The following is a 17,554-nucleotide window of genomic DNA, read 5'->3' as shown; positions in this document are numbered from 1 at the left end:
GTACAGGTGATATCATGAGTAATTTGATGACAAGCATGTATACGGGTGTGTCTGGTTTGAGAGTAAACCAGTCCGCACTGAATACAACTGCTCATAATATAGCAAACGTTGATACGAAAGGTTTCACAAGACAACAGGTATTGGCAGGAGATTTTTCATATTTAACAGTAGGACAAAGTTATATCTCCTCTATGCAGGTTGGACTTGGTACGGATATGCAGATCATTCGTCAGGTTCGTGATGCGTTTGCTGATAAGGGCTATCGTACAGAGTCTGGAAGATTAGCATTTTATGAACAGCAAAAGTCGATGGTAGAAGAGATAGAAAATGTTTTTGGTGAATTAGAAGGAGCTGCATTTAAGAATACATTGACAAGCATGTGGGAGGCAATGTCTGCTTTGGCATCCGAGCCGGGTGATATTGCCAAGAGAGGAATTGTTGTATCAACAGCAAAAGTATTTTTAAACCGTGCTCAGACAATTAGCACGCAGTTGCAGGAATATCAAAAGAATTTAAACTCTCAGATACAGGAGAAAGTCGACAGGGTCAATGCAATCGGTGACCGAATTAAAGAACTAAATAAAATTGTTCAACGGTATGAAGGCTCAGGTCAGCAGGCAAATGACTATCGCGATGAGAGAAATCAATTATTGGATGAACTAAGTAAAATTGTAAAATGCACGTATGAAGAAGATACATTTGGCGTTGTTACTGTAAATGTGGAAGGTGTCCAGTTTGTTACAAGTGATCAAGTATTCCATATGGCAACCGAGCATACGGTTACAGAACATGAAAAAGAGAAAGCGAAGGCAATTAATAACTGTATGAAAGAAATATATTCTGCCCTTGAAAATGGCGATCCGATTGCAGATATAAAGGGTATGGATGAATGGAAGGAATTAAGCAAATATGGAAATTTATCTATTGTAGAAGACAAAGATCCGGCAACAGGGAATCCTACGGGGATTACTCGTGTTATGTTTAATGAGATTCAGTTGATGCAGTATGATAACAATAATAACGCAGGCGAAATGATTGAATATTTGTCAAAGCAATCGGAATTATTAAATGTAGTTTGGACCGGAAATGGTTGTGGAGATGTTTTTAAACTAAATGGTGAATATAATTCTGCAATGCAGACAGACATTGGGGGATTAAAAGGACTTATGGTAGCCAGAGGTTCGTACACAGCTAATTATTCTGATATTCCAAAAGAAAGCGATTATCTGAAGGCAGATGGTACAGTTGATACTGTAAAATATAAACAGGCAGTTGATACTTATAATAAATATGTGGATTCGTCGGTACTAGTATCAATACAGGCACAGTTTGACCAATTAGTTCATAGCTTAGTTACGACAATCAATGACATTTTATCTCCGAATATGAAGTTGACAGAGAATAGTGTTGTAGATCTATTTGGATTGGATCAGAACACGGTAACAGCAGACCAGGCTAAAAATGCCGTTATTAAATCCGCAGACGGAACCGTTTATCAGTTAAGTGATAATTTAATGGTTTTAGATGTTAAAAATGCTTCTACCGGTATGGATGAAAACAAGACGGTTGGAGAGGCATTATTTAATCGTAAAAATAAAGACAGGTATACAGAAGCAACCATGACGGTAGAAGGAACAGATGAAAATGGTAATCCAAAAACATACGAGAAAAAAGTCTACATTTATAATCAGGAATATGATACAGACCCATATAGTTTGTTTACAATTGACCAAATAGAAATCAATAACGAGATTGCGAATGACTATTCCAAGCTTCCTTTAAGTTATAATCAATACTCTGGGCTTTTGGGCGGATTTGACATGAAAACATGTCAAAAGTTGTTAGATGCATGGGATGTAAAAGGATTAAAGTTAGATCCGAATACATTGACTACAAATAATTTCCAGGACTATTATACTTCCATGATCTCAAGTCTGGCAAACCGTGGAAATGTATATAATAAGATGGTTTCCAGTCAGGAAGATGTTGTATCAAAGTTTGAAAATGCAAGACAGGAAGTTGCAGGGGTGTCTTCAGATGATGAGTTGACTAACCTGATTAAATATCAACATGCCTACAATGCTTCTTCCCGTTATATCAATGCGATTAACGAAATGTTGGAGCATCTCGTAACACGTTTATAAAATAGCAAAAGGGAACAGAATAGAACAGGAGGAACGGTATGCCAAATACATTTTTTGGGTTATCAATTGGAAAATCCGGTTTATATACATATCAGGCAGCAATAAATACAGCAGCACATAACGCTTCGAACGTAGATACAAAGGGATATTCAAGACAGGAAGTACAGCGTTCGGCATCAGATCCTGTTTCTGTAACAGGAAGTTATGGAATGGCGGGCTCTGGTGTTAATGCGAATGCGATTACACAGATTCGTGATAAATATTTTGATGAAAAATATAGAACAAATAATAGTGTGTATGGGAACTACAACGCAAAATCCTATTATATGCTTTCTATTGAAAATTATTTTGCAGAAACAAAATCCGATGGACTGACAGTATCTTTTAGTAAATTTTTTGATAATTTAAGCACATTAAAAGGAAGTGTTGGAGATACAACAATCCGTACTGCCGTAATGCAATCGGCTCAGACCATGACGGAATATGTGAATTATATTGCGAGCGGATTGACAATGGTCCAGGAAGAATTAAACTTTGAAATTAAAAATACAGCAGATCAAATAAATTCAATTGCGGAGCAGATTGCATCTTTGACTAAGCAGATTAATACAATTGAAGTTCGAGGAGATAGGGCAAATGACTTAAGAGATGCCAGAAATCTTTTAGTGGATGAACTATCCTCTCTTGCGAATGTAACCGCGACAGAAACAGAAGTTGGAGATGGAATCGGTGTAAATCAATATGTCGTAAGAATCGATGGAAAGATTTTAGTTGATACTTATGAGTTTAATACATTACAGGCAGTTCCAAGTGAAACAAAATTGAATCAGTGTGATAGCGATGGTTTATATAGTTTAAAATGGAGTAACGGACAGAATTTTGATTCAAAAAGTCCGACATTAGGTGGAAAGCTTCAGGCATTATTTGAAGTTCGTGATGGAAATAACAATAATGCGTTTAAAGGTAAGGCGAATGGTAAAGCCGGTGATAAAACGATAACAATTACGGGAAGTAATATAAATGATTTGAATCAGCTAAACATTCCGGAAGAAAAAGGAATTATTACAATTGATGGAAAAGATTATGAATATGAAAGTTTTGATATTAAATTAGAGGCAGATGGTTCGTATACTTATACGTTTCATTTGAAAAATGAGCTGACGCATGATACAGATAAGAATTCTACTGCGATGATAGGAAGCGATATTAACTATAAAGGAATTCCGTACTATATGTCAAGGTTAAATGAATTTGTCCGCACGTTTGCAAAGGCGTTTAATGACGTTCACAAAGGCGGAAAAGACTTGTATGGACATTTGGAAAATTTGGAATATTTTACTGGAAAAAATGCTGCTACAGGAGATACGTATTGCTTTGACGAGTGGAAAGCAGGAGAGACAATTTCTTCCGGCGTAAATATAAATAATACAGAATCAAAAGTTGGAAATACATATATAAAAGGAAGCTATTACAATATTACTGCGACAAATTTCAAAGTAAATCAGGCATTATTAGATGATCCAAAGTTACTTGCCTGTGCAGAATCCGATGCAAATACAAACAGTGGTATCGAGGACGGGAAAAACCTGGAGAAATTACTTGCACTTAGAGATGATTCTTCTATGTTTAAACAAGGAACGCCAGATGCATTTTTACAAACTTTTACAGGTGAAATTGGTATTGATACCCAGGCAGCACAGATTTTCACAAAAAGCCAGAAAAATATATTAGAGGCAATTGATAAGCAGAGAATGTCTATTTCAGGCGTTGATTCTGACGATGAAGCAATGGATCTTGTGAAATTCAAAAATGCTTATGATTTGTGTTCAAAAGTAGTATCTGTGATGAATGAAATTTATAGTAAATTAATTAATGAAACAGGAGTATAGAAAGATAGGAGGATGGTAAAATGAGAGTAACAAACCGAATGATGACGACGAATATGCTTTCTAATATTAATAGAAATAAACAAAACATGGACACATTGGGTAATCAATATTCTACTCAGCAAAAAATTCAACGGCCTTCTGAAGATCCTGTTGTAGCGGTTCGATCATTAAAATATCGTACCCAGCTTAGTGAAACAACTCAATATGTAGAAAAGAATATTCCCGATGCGTTTGCCTGGATGGATGTTACAGAGGGTGCCATGAAAGAAATCAACAGTATGATTACAAGTATAAATACGTATTGTAATCAGGGCTCTACAGGCACATTAGAAATTAAAGACAGAAATAGTATCATAGAAACATTAACTCAATATAGAGATCATGTCTATAATTTGGCAAATGCAGATTATGCAGGAAGATATGTATTTACCGGATTTCGGACAGATACTTCGTTGCTATTTTCAGAGGCGACAAATGGAACAGCAGATAAAACTTATACAACTTATACAATAAAAGAAGAACTAACATTTAATGATATTTCAAATACAACTTATGTAAAAGGTGGCGTAACCTATGCAGCTAATAAAACTGCAAACCAATATGCAAGTGAAGCAGCAACGACAGGAAAGTGTCAGAAGCTTGCGCTATCTTATGGAAAGCTGGATACAAATGGTGTAAAAACGGTTACATTAACAGATAAAGCTGGCAATTCAATAAAGATAACAACCAATGCAGCAGACAATGCAGATGGTTTTGTTTTAAAGAAAAAATCAATGACAGCAGCTGACAAATATGAGGCCGGTGCAAATGAAATTGTATATATTGAAGAAACCGGCGAATTAATTTTTGGTGAAAATGTATCGGCAAAAGCGTTAGATTATCAGAAGATTTCTGTTGAATACGATAAGACTAAGTTTGAAAAGGGAGATATACGACCAGAACATTATTTTGAATGTAAAACTACTTATCATGATAATACGGATCCGGCTAACCCAACAACAAAAGTGACAAACTATACAAATCCGGCAGTACAGAAGATTGAATATGAGGTAAACTTTAGTCAGAAACTGACAGTAAACACTTTGGCAAAAGATGCCTTTCCAACATCAATTCGTACAAAGATGGATGAAATCATTCGTGCAGTAAATGAAGTTTTTGACATGGATGATAAGATAAGTGATGCAAATAAGCTGTTAGAAGGTGAAACAGATAAAGCTAAGATAGCAGCACTGACAGAATATAAAGAGCAGTTAACAAATGAAAAAACATTAAAGGAAAAGATATTACAGGAAGCATTTGGTTCTGCCCTTACAACAACAGCAAAGGCACAAGAACAAGTGAATGTAGCTGTGTCAAATCATGGTTCCCGGTATTTAAGATTACAGATGACAGAGTCCCGATTGTCAACACAAAAAATTGATTTTACCGAAATGCTGAAAACGAATGACTGTGTTGAACTTGAAGATGCGATTATTAATTACAAGTCAGCTGAGATAATTTATAATGCCTCATTGAACTGTGCTTCAACTGTTGTAAAAAATTCCTTGTTGGATTTCTTATAAAATATGCAATAGTTAAAGTGAATAGAAAGGAAAGTGTATTATGTTAGTAAAAACGAGATACTTTGGGGAGATAGATTTGGCAGAAGATAAGATCATTACATTTGAGAATGGAATTATGGGATTTGAGGATTATAAAAGATATACGATTCTTTTCGACAATGAAGGTGGTGAAACACCGGTTATCTCATGGTTTCAGAGCCTGGATGACGAACGTCTTGCGATTCCTGTCATCAATCCTCTAATTATCAAAGAAGATTATAATCCAACGGTCGAGGATGCGAGTCTGGTGTCATTAGGTGAATTAACGGATGAAAATTTAATTATACTTTTAACAATGACAATTCCGTCTGATATAAAGCAGATGACTGTTAATTTAAAAGCACCGCTTATAATTAATTCAACTACAAAAAAAGGTGCACAGATTATTGTGGAAAACAAAGATTATGAAGTAAAACATAAAGTATATGATAAGTTTTTGAAATTAAAAGAGCAGAAGGGAGCCGAGTAAATGTTAGCCCTGTCTAGAAAGGTAAATGAATCAATTATCCTTGACAATGATATTGAAATTACAATATTGGAGATAAAAAAAGAACAGGTAAAGATAGGGATTAGTGCACCAAAATCTGTACCTGTATATCGGAAAGAGTTATATCTGCAGATAAAAGATTCCAATAAAGAAGCAATCGAAAATACAGCAGATTTAAATGTAATGAAACAATTGTTTGAATAAAAGATTAGCAGGGAGGCGAAACTTGTAAAGATATCAGCCTCCCTGTATTTTACAAGAGATATAAAGATTTATGGAAAAATGTCGATAAACTTTATAAGTAAAGATGGTGGGCAATTGTGAGAGAAGAAAGGAAAGGATATCCATTCTTTTAACCTAATATATTTGTAAATCGTATTTTATTTTGTATGAGACCAAAACTAGATTATGAACATATAGGTATGGTAGAATCACACGGAGGTGAGTGATATGGAATTAGAAACGCTAAAAAATGTTTCTGCAAATTCATCAAGTGATGGGGTTGCTGTTGAAAAAGTGGCAAGCCGGGGAGTGAATACAGCAAGTAGTTCTAAAAAGCAGGAAACGCAAGAAAAAAGCAGTGTAGAAGCGACGGAACGCCAAATATCAAATGCAATTGAACATGTAAATAATGCTCAAAATAAAAAGACATATTGCCAGTTTTCTTTCCATAAAGAAATTAATAGGGTGGCTATAAAAATTATTGATGAAGAAAGTGAAGAGGTTATTCGGGAAATACCACCTGAAGAATCGTTGGAAATGGTAGAGAAAATGTGGGAATTGGCAGGACTAATTGTTGATAAAAAGATATAGGAGGTTGTGATTATGGCTATTCGTATGGCAGGAATGGTGTCGGGACTGGATACGGATTCTATTATTAAGGAATTAATGTCTGCCCAGTCACTGAAAAAGACAAAAATAGAGCAGAAAAAAACGAAGACAGAGTGGAAACAGGATAAGTGGAGTGAATTAAACACAAAGATTTACAAACTTTACACGGAGCAGGTTTCAAAGATGAGATTGCAAAAAACTTATCTGACTAAAAAAGCTTCCTCATCTGATGAAACATTTGTTACGGCAACTGCGAATTCGAATGCAGTTTCAGGTTCTCATGAGTTGACTGTTACACAACTTGCGAATGCACAGTCTGTAACCGGTAAAAAAATTACAGCGACGAGCAAGACAAAATTAACGGACTTGAATATGGCAAAAGGAACAGTTATTACTGTTAAGAATGGAGCAGGTGATAATGAAGTCGTAAAAACATTAGAAGTTGCAGACAGTACTACAATTGATGATTTTGTCAGTACATTGAAAAGTGCGGGGCTGAATGCAAGTTTTGACGAAAACCAGGGAAGATTTTTTATCAGTGCTAAGTCAAGTGGAGCTGATAATGCCTTTTCCATTTCTACGGGGACAGTAGATATAAGCAGTGATTATGCCAAAGCAAAGACTGAATTAGAAAATGTTTATACGGGAAGTAATTCAAATTTACAGAAGTTTTATAATGACTATGCTAGTGCAGTTGAAAAGACTTTGGAAAAAAAGAAAATTTATGACAATGCGGCAACAGGAAGTGATGAGAAAGTAACTGCTTATGATGAATGGCAAGCTGCAGAAAAGGAAAGACAAAAACTTATTTCTAATTTGGGAGAGTCTGTTGAAAAGGCTAAATTAGAAGAAATTGAAAATGATGCAAGAAAAAAGGTTAGTGAAGATTACTTAAAAACTCTTGTTCCTGGAAACAAGGAATACGATGAAATAAAGGAATCGGTTGAGAAAAATTATTATGAACTGGATTCTGATGGTAATCTTCCTGCAGCGGGACAAAGAAAATTTACAGATAGTGCGAAAGAAGCTGCAAAAGCTGCTATTAAGCAAGAAGCAACCGATGCAATCAATGAAGCGATTAAAAATGGTACATTTGATGCAAATGCACAGAGTAAAGAGGAGGCAATAGAGAATAAATATAACGAGCTGATTGCTGCCAAAGGTGGTGAAGATGCTGCTATTAAAGACAAAATTGAAAATACAACGGATGGTTTAATTGCCTCTGCAATAACTGAAGCAAAGAAATCAGCTGCAAATGAATATGCAGTTTCGAATGAAACAGGTATTGCGGCCGTGGAAGCTGAGATTGAGGCAAATAAGTCGAAGGCAACCGATGCAAAAAATGATGTAATTGCAAAAGCACAAGAATATGGTAATGTATATTATAATATGATAAACAGTGGCGGTTCAGGGACAACAGTAACGACCGGACAGCTCGGTGGACTTGGATTAACGGACATTGATGGCTATGGGTTACCAGCTGGTAACAAGGAAGTGGACGGAGTGACAATTTCTGCTGCATCCGATGTTGAGTATACATTAGATGGAGTCAAGTTCAATGATACGAAGAATGAATTTACAGTTGCTGGTGTTACTTATAATATAAAAGGATATAAGGCAGGACAGACAGCGACTATTACGGTAAATAATGATGTTGATGCTGTATATGATTCTGTGAAAACATTTGTTAAAGAATATAATAAGCTAGTAACGGAAATGGCAGAGGCTTATTATGCCACATCTGCAAGAGGTTATGAACCGCTCACAACAGAAGAAAAAGAATCTATGACAGATGATCAGATAAAACTTTGGGAAGATAAAATAAAAGGTTCCTTATTAAGAAGAGATGATACACTTGGAAGTCTTATGACTGCAATGAGAGCGGCATTACAGACAAGCGTAGATATAAATGGAAAACAGTATTCTTTAGCTAGCTTTGGGATAACGACTGGTACGGATTATAAAGAAAGAGGTCTTTTACATATCTATGGTGATACGGAAGATTCTGTATATGCTGATCGAGATGATAAATTAAAAAAGGCGTTAAACGAAGACCCAGATCTGGTTATGAATGTTTTTACCAATATTGTGGATAAATTACATTCAACAATGCAGGATAAAATGAAAGCAACTTCATTAAGCAGTGCATTGACATTTTACAATGATAAGCAGTTAAAAAATACAATTGAAGATTATAAAGAGGATATAACAGCATGGACAAAAAAACTGAAAGAAATGGAGAACAAATATTATAAGCAATTCTCAGCAATGGAAACGGCATTGTCTAAGTTAAATTCACAAACGAATTCATTATCCGGTTTACTGGGTTCTTAATTTATAAGATACCAGGGTTAAAAGATCATGTTTTTCATGCTGGCATGAAAAAGCATGACTTTGAGACCCGCAAAACATGAGAAAGTAGCCCAAACAGGGCGAATTTCGAATGTTTTTAGGATGACGGGAGCACAAAGTGTGTAGTCATCCGTAGGTATATTATTTATAATAATTTATAGTAAAACAAGAAATAATATTTAGGAGGAATCAAGAATGGCATTAAATGCTGCAATGATGTATCAAAATAATTCAATTCAAACCGCAACACCGGCAGAACTGACACTTATGCTTTATGATGGAGCAATTAAATTCTGTAATATAGCTCTTTTGGCGTTGGACGATAATAATATCGAGAAAGTGAATATAAATCTTATCAAAGCTCAAAAGATTATCAGTGAATTGCGGGTTAGTTTAGATAAAAAGTATTCAGTCTGGAAAGATTTTGATAATGTGTATGCATATATTTATGATTGTCTGATTCAAGCTAATATTCATAAAGATAAGGAAAAATTAAGCGAAGGGCTTGGATATATTAGGGAAATGCGTGAAACATGGAAAGAAGTTATGCGATTAAATAAGGTCCAATAATAGATGAGGTAAAACATGGATAGTACGTTTACGTATTTAAAAATATTGTTGCAGTCATTAGAAAAAAAGAAAACAGATTTAATCTGTCTTGTGGAATTAACAGAGGAACAAAAAAGAACGTTGGAAGAAGAACCATTTGATTTACAGCATTTTGATGAATTTATCATAAAAAAAGAACAGTTCATACAGGACTTGAATGAATCAGATGAAGGATTTCAAAGTGTATATGAAAGAATTGCACCTGTAATTAAGAATAATAAGGAAAATTATAAGGAACAAATTCTTGCAATACAGGAACAAATTAAGGAAATTTCAGAACTTAGTGTTCGGATTCAATCCTTGGAATTGCATAATAAAGGGTTATTAGAACATATTTCAGTGAAACATAACCAGAAATTAAAGTATCTTAGCAGTACGAGCAGAGTGATGAAGAATTATACAAGTCATATGGCAAATCAACATCAAAATGAACAATCTTATTTTTTAGATAAAAAAAAATAAAAAGGTATAAAGTTATAAAAAAATCTGCCGATATATTTAACAGGTAAGGGAAATGCTTACTTTACTCAATACAAGGTAGTATTGAAAACCAAAGAGCGTACGGCTTTGGAATAAGAAATTAATATAGTAATAGCAGGGACGCTATTAAAATTCAAGGAGGAAGAGATTATGGTAATTCAACATAATATGGCAGCAGCCAACACAAACAGACAGTTAGGTATTACAACAGGTAACTTATCAAAATCTACAGAAAAATTATCTTCTGGTTATAAGATTAACCGTGCTGGAGATAATGCAGCTGGTCTTTCCATTTCTGAAAAAATGCGTGGACAGATTAGAGGTTTAGAGCAGGCTTCTACTAATGCTCAGGATGGTATCTCTTTAATTCAGACAGCTGAAGGTGCTTTAAATGAAGTTCATTCCATTCTTCAAAGAATGAGAGAATTAAGCGTTCAGGCTTCCAACGATACAAATGTAACAGCTGACCGTACAGCTATTAGCAAAGAAATGGATGCATTACAGAACGAAATTACTCGTATTGGTTGTCAAACAGAATTCAACACCATGAAATTATTAAATGGTAAATTCTCTAAGAAAAACCTTCAGGTAGGTGCAAACCAATCTCAGAACATCAGCTTCTCTATTAAGACAATGACATCTACTGGCTTAAGTGTTAACGAAGCTAAAAAGAATGTATCTACATATGCTTTAGCAACAAAATATATCAGCGTAGTTAATAAAGCTTTAGAAGCAGTTTCTACACAGAGATCTGATTTAGGTGCTTTACAGAACAGATTAGAGCACACAATTGCAAACGCTGATAATACTGCTGAAAACTTACAAGCAGCTGAATCTCGTATCCGTGACGTAGATATGGCAAAAGAGATGGTTAAATATTCTAAGGATAATATCCTTTTACAGGCAGCTCAGTCTATGCTTTCTCAAGCAAACCAGTCTACACAGGGTGTATTATCATTATTAAGATAATCGAGAGTTTAACATTATTTATAAGACTGACCATATGGTCAGTCTTATTTCATATTAAAAAAAATTGTGAGGAAAAGATATGAAGGTATTGATGTGCAACTGGAAAGGGTTGGGTCAAGAAGCTGTTTATAATATACTTTTAAAGAAAAACTATTGTGTGGATCGGATTATTTGGCAAGAGATTAGGGGATTTGAAGAAGATGAATATTTGGAAAATTGTTTAATTGAAAAACTAAGAATGGAACGTTATCAATTTGTAATAACAATCAATTATTTTCCGATTATTTCAAAAACTTGTGAACGTTATGGTGTTAAATATATTGCATGGACGACAGACAGTCCGTTATATACATTATTTTCGAAAACAATTTATAATAGTTGCAATTATTTCTTTATATTTGACAGAGACAGCTACATGGACTTAAAAAACAGAGGTGTTTCAAATGTATATTATTTACCATTAGGATTTGATGCAGACTCGTTTTCGAATCTTGAGATTACAGAGAATGACAAAGAAAAATACAGTTGTGATGTATCTTTTGTAGGAAGCCTTTATCGTGAGAGAACTTATTATCAATATCTAGAGAGATTACCGGAGTACTTAAAAGGGTACTTTGAAGGAATCATATCTGCGCAGCAGAAAATATGGGGTTATAATTTTATGGAAGAATTGCTAGATGACTCAATTATGAAAGAGTTAAAAAAATATATTAGTTTTGTTGATAGTGAGAAAAATTACATTGGAACAGAAAAGCTATTGTTTGCGAATAGTTTTTTAGGAGTAGAGGTTACAGCAAGAGAAAGAGAACGATATATCAGGGAAGCAGCAAGTAAATTTTTAGTTGATATTTATACAGGAAGTGATGTTTCTGATATTAGGAATATCAGAAACAAAGGATATGTAGATTACTTGCAAGAGATGCCGAAGGTATTTCGACTCAGTAAAATTAATTTGAATATAACGTTAAGAACTATTAAATCGGGACTACCGTTACGAATATGGGATATTATAGGAAATCAGGGATTTTTATTAACAAATTATCAAGAAGAAATTCCGGATTTTTTTGAAATAGATAAAGATTTGGTTTGCTTTGAAAGTGAAAAAGACATGATGGAAAAGATTGATTATTATTTGAAACATGATGACGAACGGAAAGAAATTATTCAAAATGGTTATCAGAAGGTCATGAAGTACCATAGAATGGAGCAAAGAATTACACAAATATTGGAGTTGATTGGAGAAAATTAGTATGGTTGTTTTGTTTTATAAGTGGAACATTTTAAGCGAAGACGATGTGTGTATGACATTGAAAAATATGGGATTTGAGGTTGTTGAATACGCGAGAGAATTAAAAAGTCCTGATTATGATATGGATTGCCTGGATGATTTAAGAACGCTATTAGGAGAAAGAACATATGATTTTGTATTTACAATGAATTTCGTACCACTTATTTCAAGAGTATGCAATATATTTAAAATTCCTTATATTTCTTGGGTAGTTGATTCCCCTGAAATAACTTTGTATTCAAAAGCATTGGCATTTCCATGCAATTATGTTTTTATTTTTGACCGAAAGATGGCTCAAAAGTTTGCGGAGTATAACCCGGGACATATTTTTTATATGCCACTGGGAACTAATATTGAAACCTGGGATCAGATAGAAATAACAGATCAGGATAAAAAGCTATATACAGAAGATGTTGTATTCATTGGTTCTTTATATAATGAGAAGACAAAATATGACAGTTTTGAAATAGAAAAAATTTTGCCGGAATATTTAAAAGGGTACGTGAAAGGTGTTTTAGATGCACAGTTACAAGTGTATGGTTATAACTTATTAGAAGATGTCATTACCGATGAGATAGCAGCTGAATTTAAAAAATATGCAGACTGGGTTCCATTGCAAGAAGATTACAATGAGGTAGTAAAGGATATTGTAGTCGATGAATTCCTTGGAATAAAGTGCACACAAATGGAACGAATTCACTTGTTAAATGCAATTTCAGAACAGGCAAAAGTAAGTTTGTATACAAAAAGTGATACAACAGCAGTTCCTAAAGTCTGTGTGAAAGGAATTGCTCGCTATGAAGATGAGATGCCTAAAATTTTCCGTTGCAGTAAAATTAACATTAATATTTCATTAAAATCAATTCAGACAGGACTTCCACTAAGAATTTTAGACATACTTGGAAATCAGGGATTTCTTATATCCAATTATCAAAGTGAAATGGAAGATTTTTTTGAGATTGGAAAAGATCTTGTTATTTATGAAGATGAAAAAGACTTAGTTGAAAAAATCAATTATTATCTGGAACATGAAGACGAAAGAAAAGAAATTGCCAGGAATGGATATGAAAAAGTCAGAAAGTATTTTACATGGGAAAATCGGTTAAGTGACATATTTAAAATTATGGAAGAAATTTTGCAAAAAGATATCAGTCATTCCATTGCACAGGGTAAAAAATCAGAACATGAGGACAAGAAAAAACAAGAAAAAGAATTAGAATGTAACATTGATGAGGCATTAAAACAAAAGGATTATGAAAAGGCATGTGACTTAATACAAAATATATATTTTCAGGAATCAGGTTTGTTTAATTTAGAACTTTTAAATACCAATCTGGCAGTTATATACATATATTTGCAGGCATTTTTATTAGAGAGTGACAGACATGAATCAGAACTGTTCCATTCATATAGAGGAATCGAACAGCTAGTGCATCAGTATTTTCATTTGAAGTTTTTGATGAGAAGAAATGAATTTGATTTAGATGAATGTTATCAGGAAGAGTTAGCAGAATATGTGAGAACAGAAAAAATTCCATATGAGTTAATCCATATGATAAGTGAGTATAGTATCATTAACAAAAAAGAGTTTTATAATCGGGCTGCATATACTTTTTATAAAGCAAAAATGTATGATAAATCGGTAATGTTGTTGTTTGATGAGAATAAAATAGATCCGTCAGATAGCAGAGTACTTTATAATTTGTATTTGACGTTATATGAGGCAGGAGAAAAAGAGTTGGCCAAGCAGTATCTGTTCCAATACAGACAGTTGAATTCGGATGAAGAGGAAGCAGTTAATGGTTTTAAATTATTAAATAGGAATCAGCAGGCAGAGGAAATGAAAGCTATGAATACCTCATCTAAGAAATTCTGCTTTATCATTTGTACCAATAATGAAGCTTATTTTTCAGAGTGTAAATTATATATTTCACAGCTTTATATTCCACATGGCTGTGAAATAGAGATTTTAGCAATAACAGATGCAACGGGGATAACAGAAGCTTATAATCGTGCAATGAAGCAATCGAATGCTGATTATAAAATTTACATGCATCAGGATGTTATGCTTGTAAACAGGTATATGTTATTTGATATTTTGCAAATTTTTTCACTGGATTCCAAGATAGGATTAATCGGAGTTGCCGGTACAACGAGAATGCCTGAAAATGGTGTGTGGTGGGAAGATGACGAAAAAGATGATTATCGCGAGCTTTATCAGGATGTTATATTGGGAGCAGAATCTTCGAGAATTAATGAGGTTAAAGAAGATTTTATTGAAGTAGAGGCAGTGGATGGAGTACTTATGGTGACTTCAAAAGATATTCCATGGAGAAGTGATATATTTACCGGATGGCATCACTATGATGTATCGCAAAGCATGGAATTTCGACGAAAAGGATATAAGGTTGTAATTCCAAAACAGTCGGCTTTTTGGTGTCTGCATGATCAGGAATGTAATAAAGACCTAGGTACAGCTTATGGAAAAAGCCGTAGAATCTTTGTGGAAGAATATAAAAAAGAATTGGAAAGGAAAGCAAGATAAAAGGTGAAAATACTGGTATATGAGTGGAATGGATATGGGTATCGAGATGTAAAAGAAGTATTCCAATCGTTAGGAATAGAAATTGACCGGATTGGATATGCAATTATCGATAATGATGCCAATCGAGAAAGAAAAGAAGAATTTTTAAGGAAGAAGCTGGAAGAGAAAATAAATGAAACCGTATATGACGCAGTATTTTCTTTTAACTTTTTTCCAGTAATTGCTTCTATTTGTAACCAAAAAGGAATGGCATATATTTCATGGATTTATGATAGTCCGTGTGAGGATTTATACACAAAAGAAAGTTATTATGACTGTAATCATATATTTGTGTTTGACAGGGAAGTTGTAGAAGAATTGAGAAGACTTGGCAATAACCGGGTACAATATTTACCGCTTGGCGTTCATCTTGACCGGTTAGAGCGATTGCAGATAACGCAGGAAGATAACTTAAAGTATGCAAGTGAGATTTCATTTGTAGGACAAACTTATTCAGATAAAATATCTATTGACAATGCTGAGATTCCAATGGAATTAATGGGATATATAGAGGGGATTTTACAATCCCAGAAAGCGATTTACGGATATGATTTGCTGGACAAATTATTAAATGAAAGTTTGACAAAAGAAATTTTAAAATATTATCCTATTGGTGAAACCGGAAAAGCATGCTCAATCTCAAAAAGACAGAAGTTGCTTTGGGATATGGGAAGAATGGTTACCAAACGGGAAAGGATAGAGATTTTAGAACGTTTAGCAAAAAATTATCAGGTAAACTTATATACAGAAACAATTGACGAAAAACTTCAGAATGTTAATATGAAGGGAGCTGCATTGTATTTTTCAGAGGCACCAAAAATTTTTCGTCTGAGTAAAATTAACTTAAACATTACACTTAAGACGATAAGATCAGGAATTCCATTAAGGGTAATGGATATTGTTGGAGCAGGAGGTTTTTGTATCTCAAATTATCAACAAGGGATTTTAGAAGAATTTGAAGAGAATAAAGAAATCGTTTTATATTATGGATTGAAAGACTTGGAAGAAAAAGTGAATTATTATTTAAAACATGATGAAGAGAGAATGCAGATTAGAAGAAATGCGTTAGAAAGAGTGAAACAGTGCCATACGATGCAAAAAAGAGTAGAACAAATGTTACAAATGGTATAAAAGATTCGATAAAAACTTTGCCGGATTATAATAATGGTCCGGCAAAGTTTTTTATTGTTTTTAAAATATTGGATATCGAGTATTGTGTTTCAAATTCCTGCTTCATTACCTGTTGTCTGCTTATTGCATCTTGTGGATTATTTTCATAGTATTGCACCTCTTCTACAGTTGATACAGGAATTGCTCCGTTGAAGATACTTTGAATGGTTCGGTCAGTTGGCATATTCTGATATCCCGGATAAGGAAGGTCTAATACAAATTTACTCTGTTTCATAATAGTTAAAGTGTCTGTATAAGGAATCTCATCGAAAGAGCCGATATAAGTAATGGAGTCTGAAGTTGAGAAAAAGTTTTGCCAGCCTTTTCCACATACAGTAACAGGAATGTTATTTGCTTCAAAAAAAGCTAATGTATTTTCTAATGATTTGAAGTAAAAATATTCTTGAATAAAAGAAAACTGAGTAAGTAACAGTTGTAATTCCTGTGAAGTATATTCAAAATTCAGATTGGTAAGGGTTTCAATTAAGGCATCTTTTATATGTATAGTATTATTTAACGTTATAATCTCTATTACTTTGTGAGCAATTTGTTGAAATGCCGGTGAAAGAGTATCTATTTTTTCAAGTAGATTCTGTGAAGAAACATAGGAGGAAGGGCAAAATATTTCTATATCCCGTTCTTCCCATGGAATAGTATTGCCTTCTGGTTCGCATGGAGGAAATAGAGAAAAGACATTTGAAACGTTATGAAAATTTTCTTGCAGATAGTTGCAATCATAGGGATTAGAAACAGCGACAGCAAGATTTATATTCATGTCATATTCATTTGAAAGTCTTGTTATATTTGTAGATAAGAAATAGGAGTCTGTAAATATAGTAATACATGGGCAAGTCAGACAGTTAAAAAATAAATCTTCGTTTAAAGAAGAAATATTAAAACCAAGTCCATTAAAAGAAATAATAAGGTCACAACCGGAAGAAGTATAATCATTGATTAAGTCAGCTGGTGCGTTGGAAGATAAAGGAACAATAGCACAAGTTGTATCAGAAAATAGATTTTTTAAATATTTTGCTAAGACAGAAGCAAAATAATATTCTCTGTCATAGGAAGATGAACTGATTAGAATAAGTATTTCTTTCATAAAAACCTCCAATATTATAAATAAATTAGTTGTATTATAAGTGAAAAA

14 protein-coding genes are annotated in these 17,554 nt (G+C 33.7%); 13 read left to right on the top strand and 1 reads right to left on the bottom strand.

From position 1 onward, the window contains the following. The first annotated feature begins 14 nt into the window (after positions 1–14). The 13 genes from flgK (FYJ58_RS08345) to FYJ58_RS08285 all read left to right on the top strand — a co-directional run bounded on the left by flgK (FYJ58_RS08345) (position 15) and on the right by FYJ58_RS08285 (position 16,365). Positions 15–2,144, top strand: a complete 2,130-nt coding sequence (gene flgK, locus FYJ58_RS08345) for a flagellar hook-associated protein FlgK (RefSeq protein WP_154519284.1) — start codon at positions 15–17, stop codon at positions 2,142–2,144. 38 nt (positions 2,145–2,182) lie between these two features. Continuing rightward, positions 2,183–4,033 carry a flagellar hook-associated protein FlgK gene (gene flgK, locus FYJ58_RS08340; protein ID WP_154519283.1) on the top strand — a complete coding sequence of 617 codons (1,851 nt, stop codon included), beginning with the start codon at positions 2,183–2,185 and terminating at the stop codon, positions 4,031–4,033. Positions 4,034–4,053: 20 nt separating this feature from the next. After that, positions 4,054–5,595, top strand: a complete 1,542-nt coding sequence (locus FYJ58_RS08335; protein WP_154519282.1) for a flagellin N-terminal helical domain-containing protein — start codon at positions 4,054–4,056, stop codon at positions 5,593–5,595. Positions 5,596–5,635: 40 nt separating this feature from the next. Beyond that, the gene (fliW, locus tag FYJ58_RS08330) at positions 5,636–6,103 is read left to right on the top strand and encodes a flagellar assembly protein FliW (RefSeq protein ID WP_154519281.1); all 468 of its coding nucleotides are present in this window, start codon (positions 5,636–5,638) and stop codon (positions 6,101–6,103) included. Continuing rightward, the gene (gene csrA, locus FYJ58_RS08325; RefSeq protein WP_154519280.1) at positions 6,104–6,325 is read left to right on the top strand and encodes a carbon storage regulator CsrA; all 222 of its coding nucleotides are present in this window, start codon (positions 6,104–6,106) and stop codon (positions 6,323–6,325) included. Between the two features lie 246 nt (positions 6,326–6,571). Beyond that, on the top strand, positions 6,572–6,934 hold the full coding sequence (locus tag FYJ58_RS08320; protein ID WP_154519279.1) for a flagellar protein FlaG: 363 nt from the start codon (positions 6,572–6,574) through the stop codon (positions 6,932–6,934). A 12-nt stretch (positions 6,935–6,946) separates the two neighbouring features. Continuing rightward, on the top strand, positions 6,947–9,286 hold the full coding sequence (gene fliD, locus FYJ58_RS08315; RefSeq protein ID WP_154519278.1) for a flagellar filament capping protein FliD: 2,340 nt from the start codon (positions 6,947–6,949) through the stop codon (positions 9,284–9,286). A gap of 213 nt (positions 9,287–9,499) precedes the next feature. After that, a complete protein-coding gene (fliS, locus tag FYJ58_RS08310) occupies positions 9,500–9,874 on the top strand; it encodes a flagellar export chaperone FliS (RefSeq protein WP_154519277.1) in 375 nt (124 codons plus the stop codon). A gap of 15 nt (positions 9,875–9,889) precedes the next feature. Continuing rightward, entirely contained in the window at positions 9,890–10,375 is a 486-nt protein-coding gene (locus FYJ58_RS08305; RefSeq protein WP_154519276.1) for a hypothetical protein, read from the top strand. Between the two features lie 168 nt (positions 10,376–10,543). Beyond that, a complete protein-coding gene (locus FYJ58_RS08300; protein WP_154519275.1) occupies positions 10,544–11,362 on the top strand; it encodes a flagellin N-terminal helical domain-containing protein in 819 nt (272 codons plus the stop codon). A gap of 79 nt (positions 11,363–11,441) precedes the next feature. Next, positions 11,442–12,611 (top strand): CgeB family protein, encoded by a 1,170-nt coding sequence (locus FYJ58_RS08295; protein ID WP_154519274.1) that lies wholly within the window; start codon positions 11,442–11,444, stop codon positions 12,609–12,611. 1 nt (position 12,612) lies between these two features. Next, positions 12,613–15,195 carry a glycosyltransferase gene (locus FYJ58_RS08290; protein WP_154519273.1) on the top strand — a complete coding sequence of 861 codons (2,583 nt, stop codon included), beginning with the start codon at positions 12,613–12,615 and terminating at the stop codon, positions 15,193–15,195. 3 nt (positions 15,196–15,198) lie between these two features. Further along, complete coding sequence (locus FYJ58_RS08285; protein WP_154519272.1) at positions 15,199–16,365, top strand: CgeB family protein; 1,167 nt, start codon at positions 15,199–15,201, stop codon at positions 16,363–16,365. Positions 16,366–16,390: 25 nt separating this feature from the next. Here FYJ58_RS08285 and FYJ58_RS08280 read toward each other — a convergent pair whose 3' ends face one another. Then, on the bottom strand, positions 16,391–17,506 hold the full coding sequence (locus tag FYJ58_RS08280) for a hypothetical protein (RefSeq protein ID WP_154519271.1): 1,116 nt from the start codon (positions 17,504–17,506) through the stop codon (positions 16,391–16,393). Positions 17,507–17,554: the final 48 nt, after the last annotated feature.

The organism is Velocimicrobium porci (assembly GCF_009696045.1).
Lineage (GTDB): Bacteria > Bacillota > Clostridia > Lachnospirales > Lachnospiraceae > Velocimicrobium > Velocimicrobium porci.
This window is presented reverse-complemented; position numbering and strand designations above follow the sequence as displayed.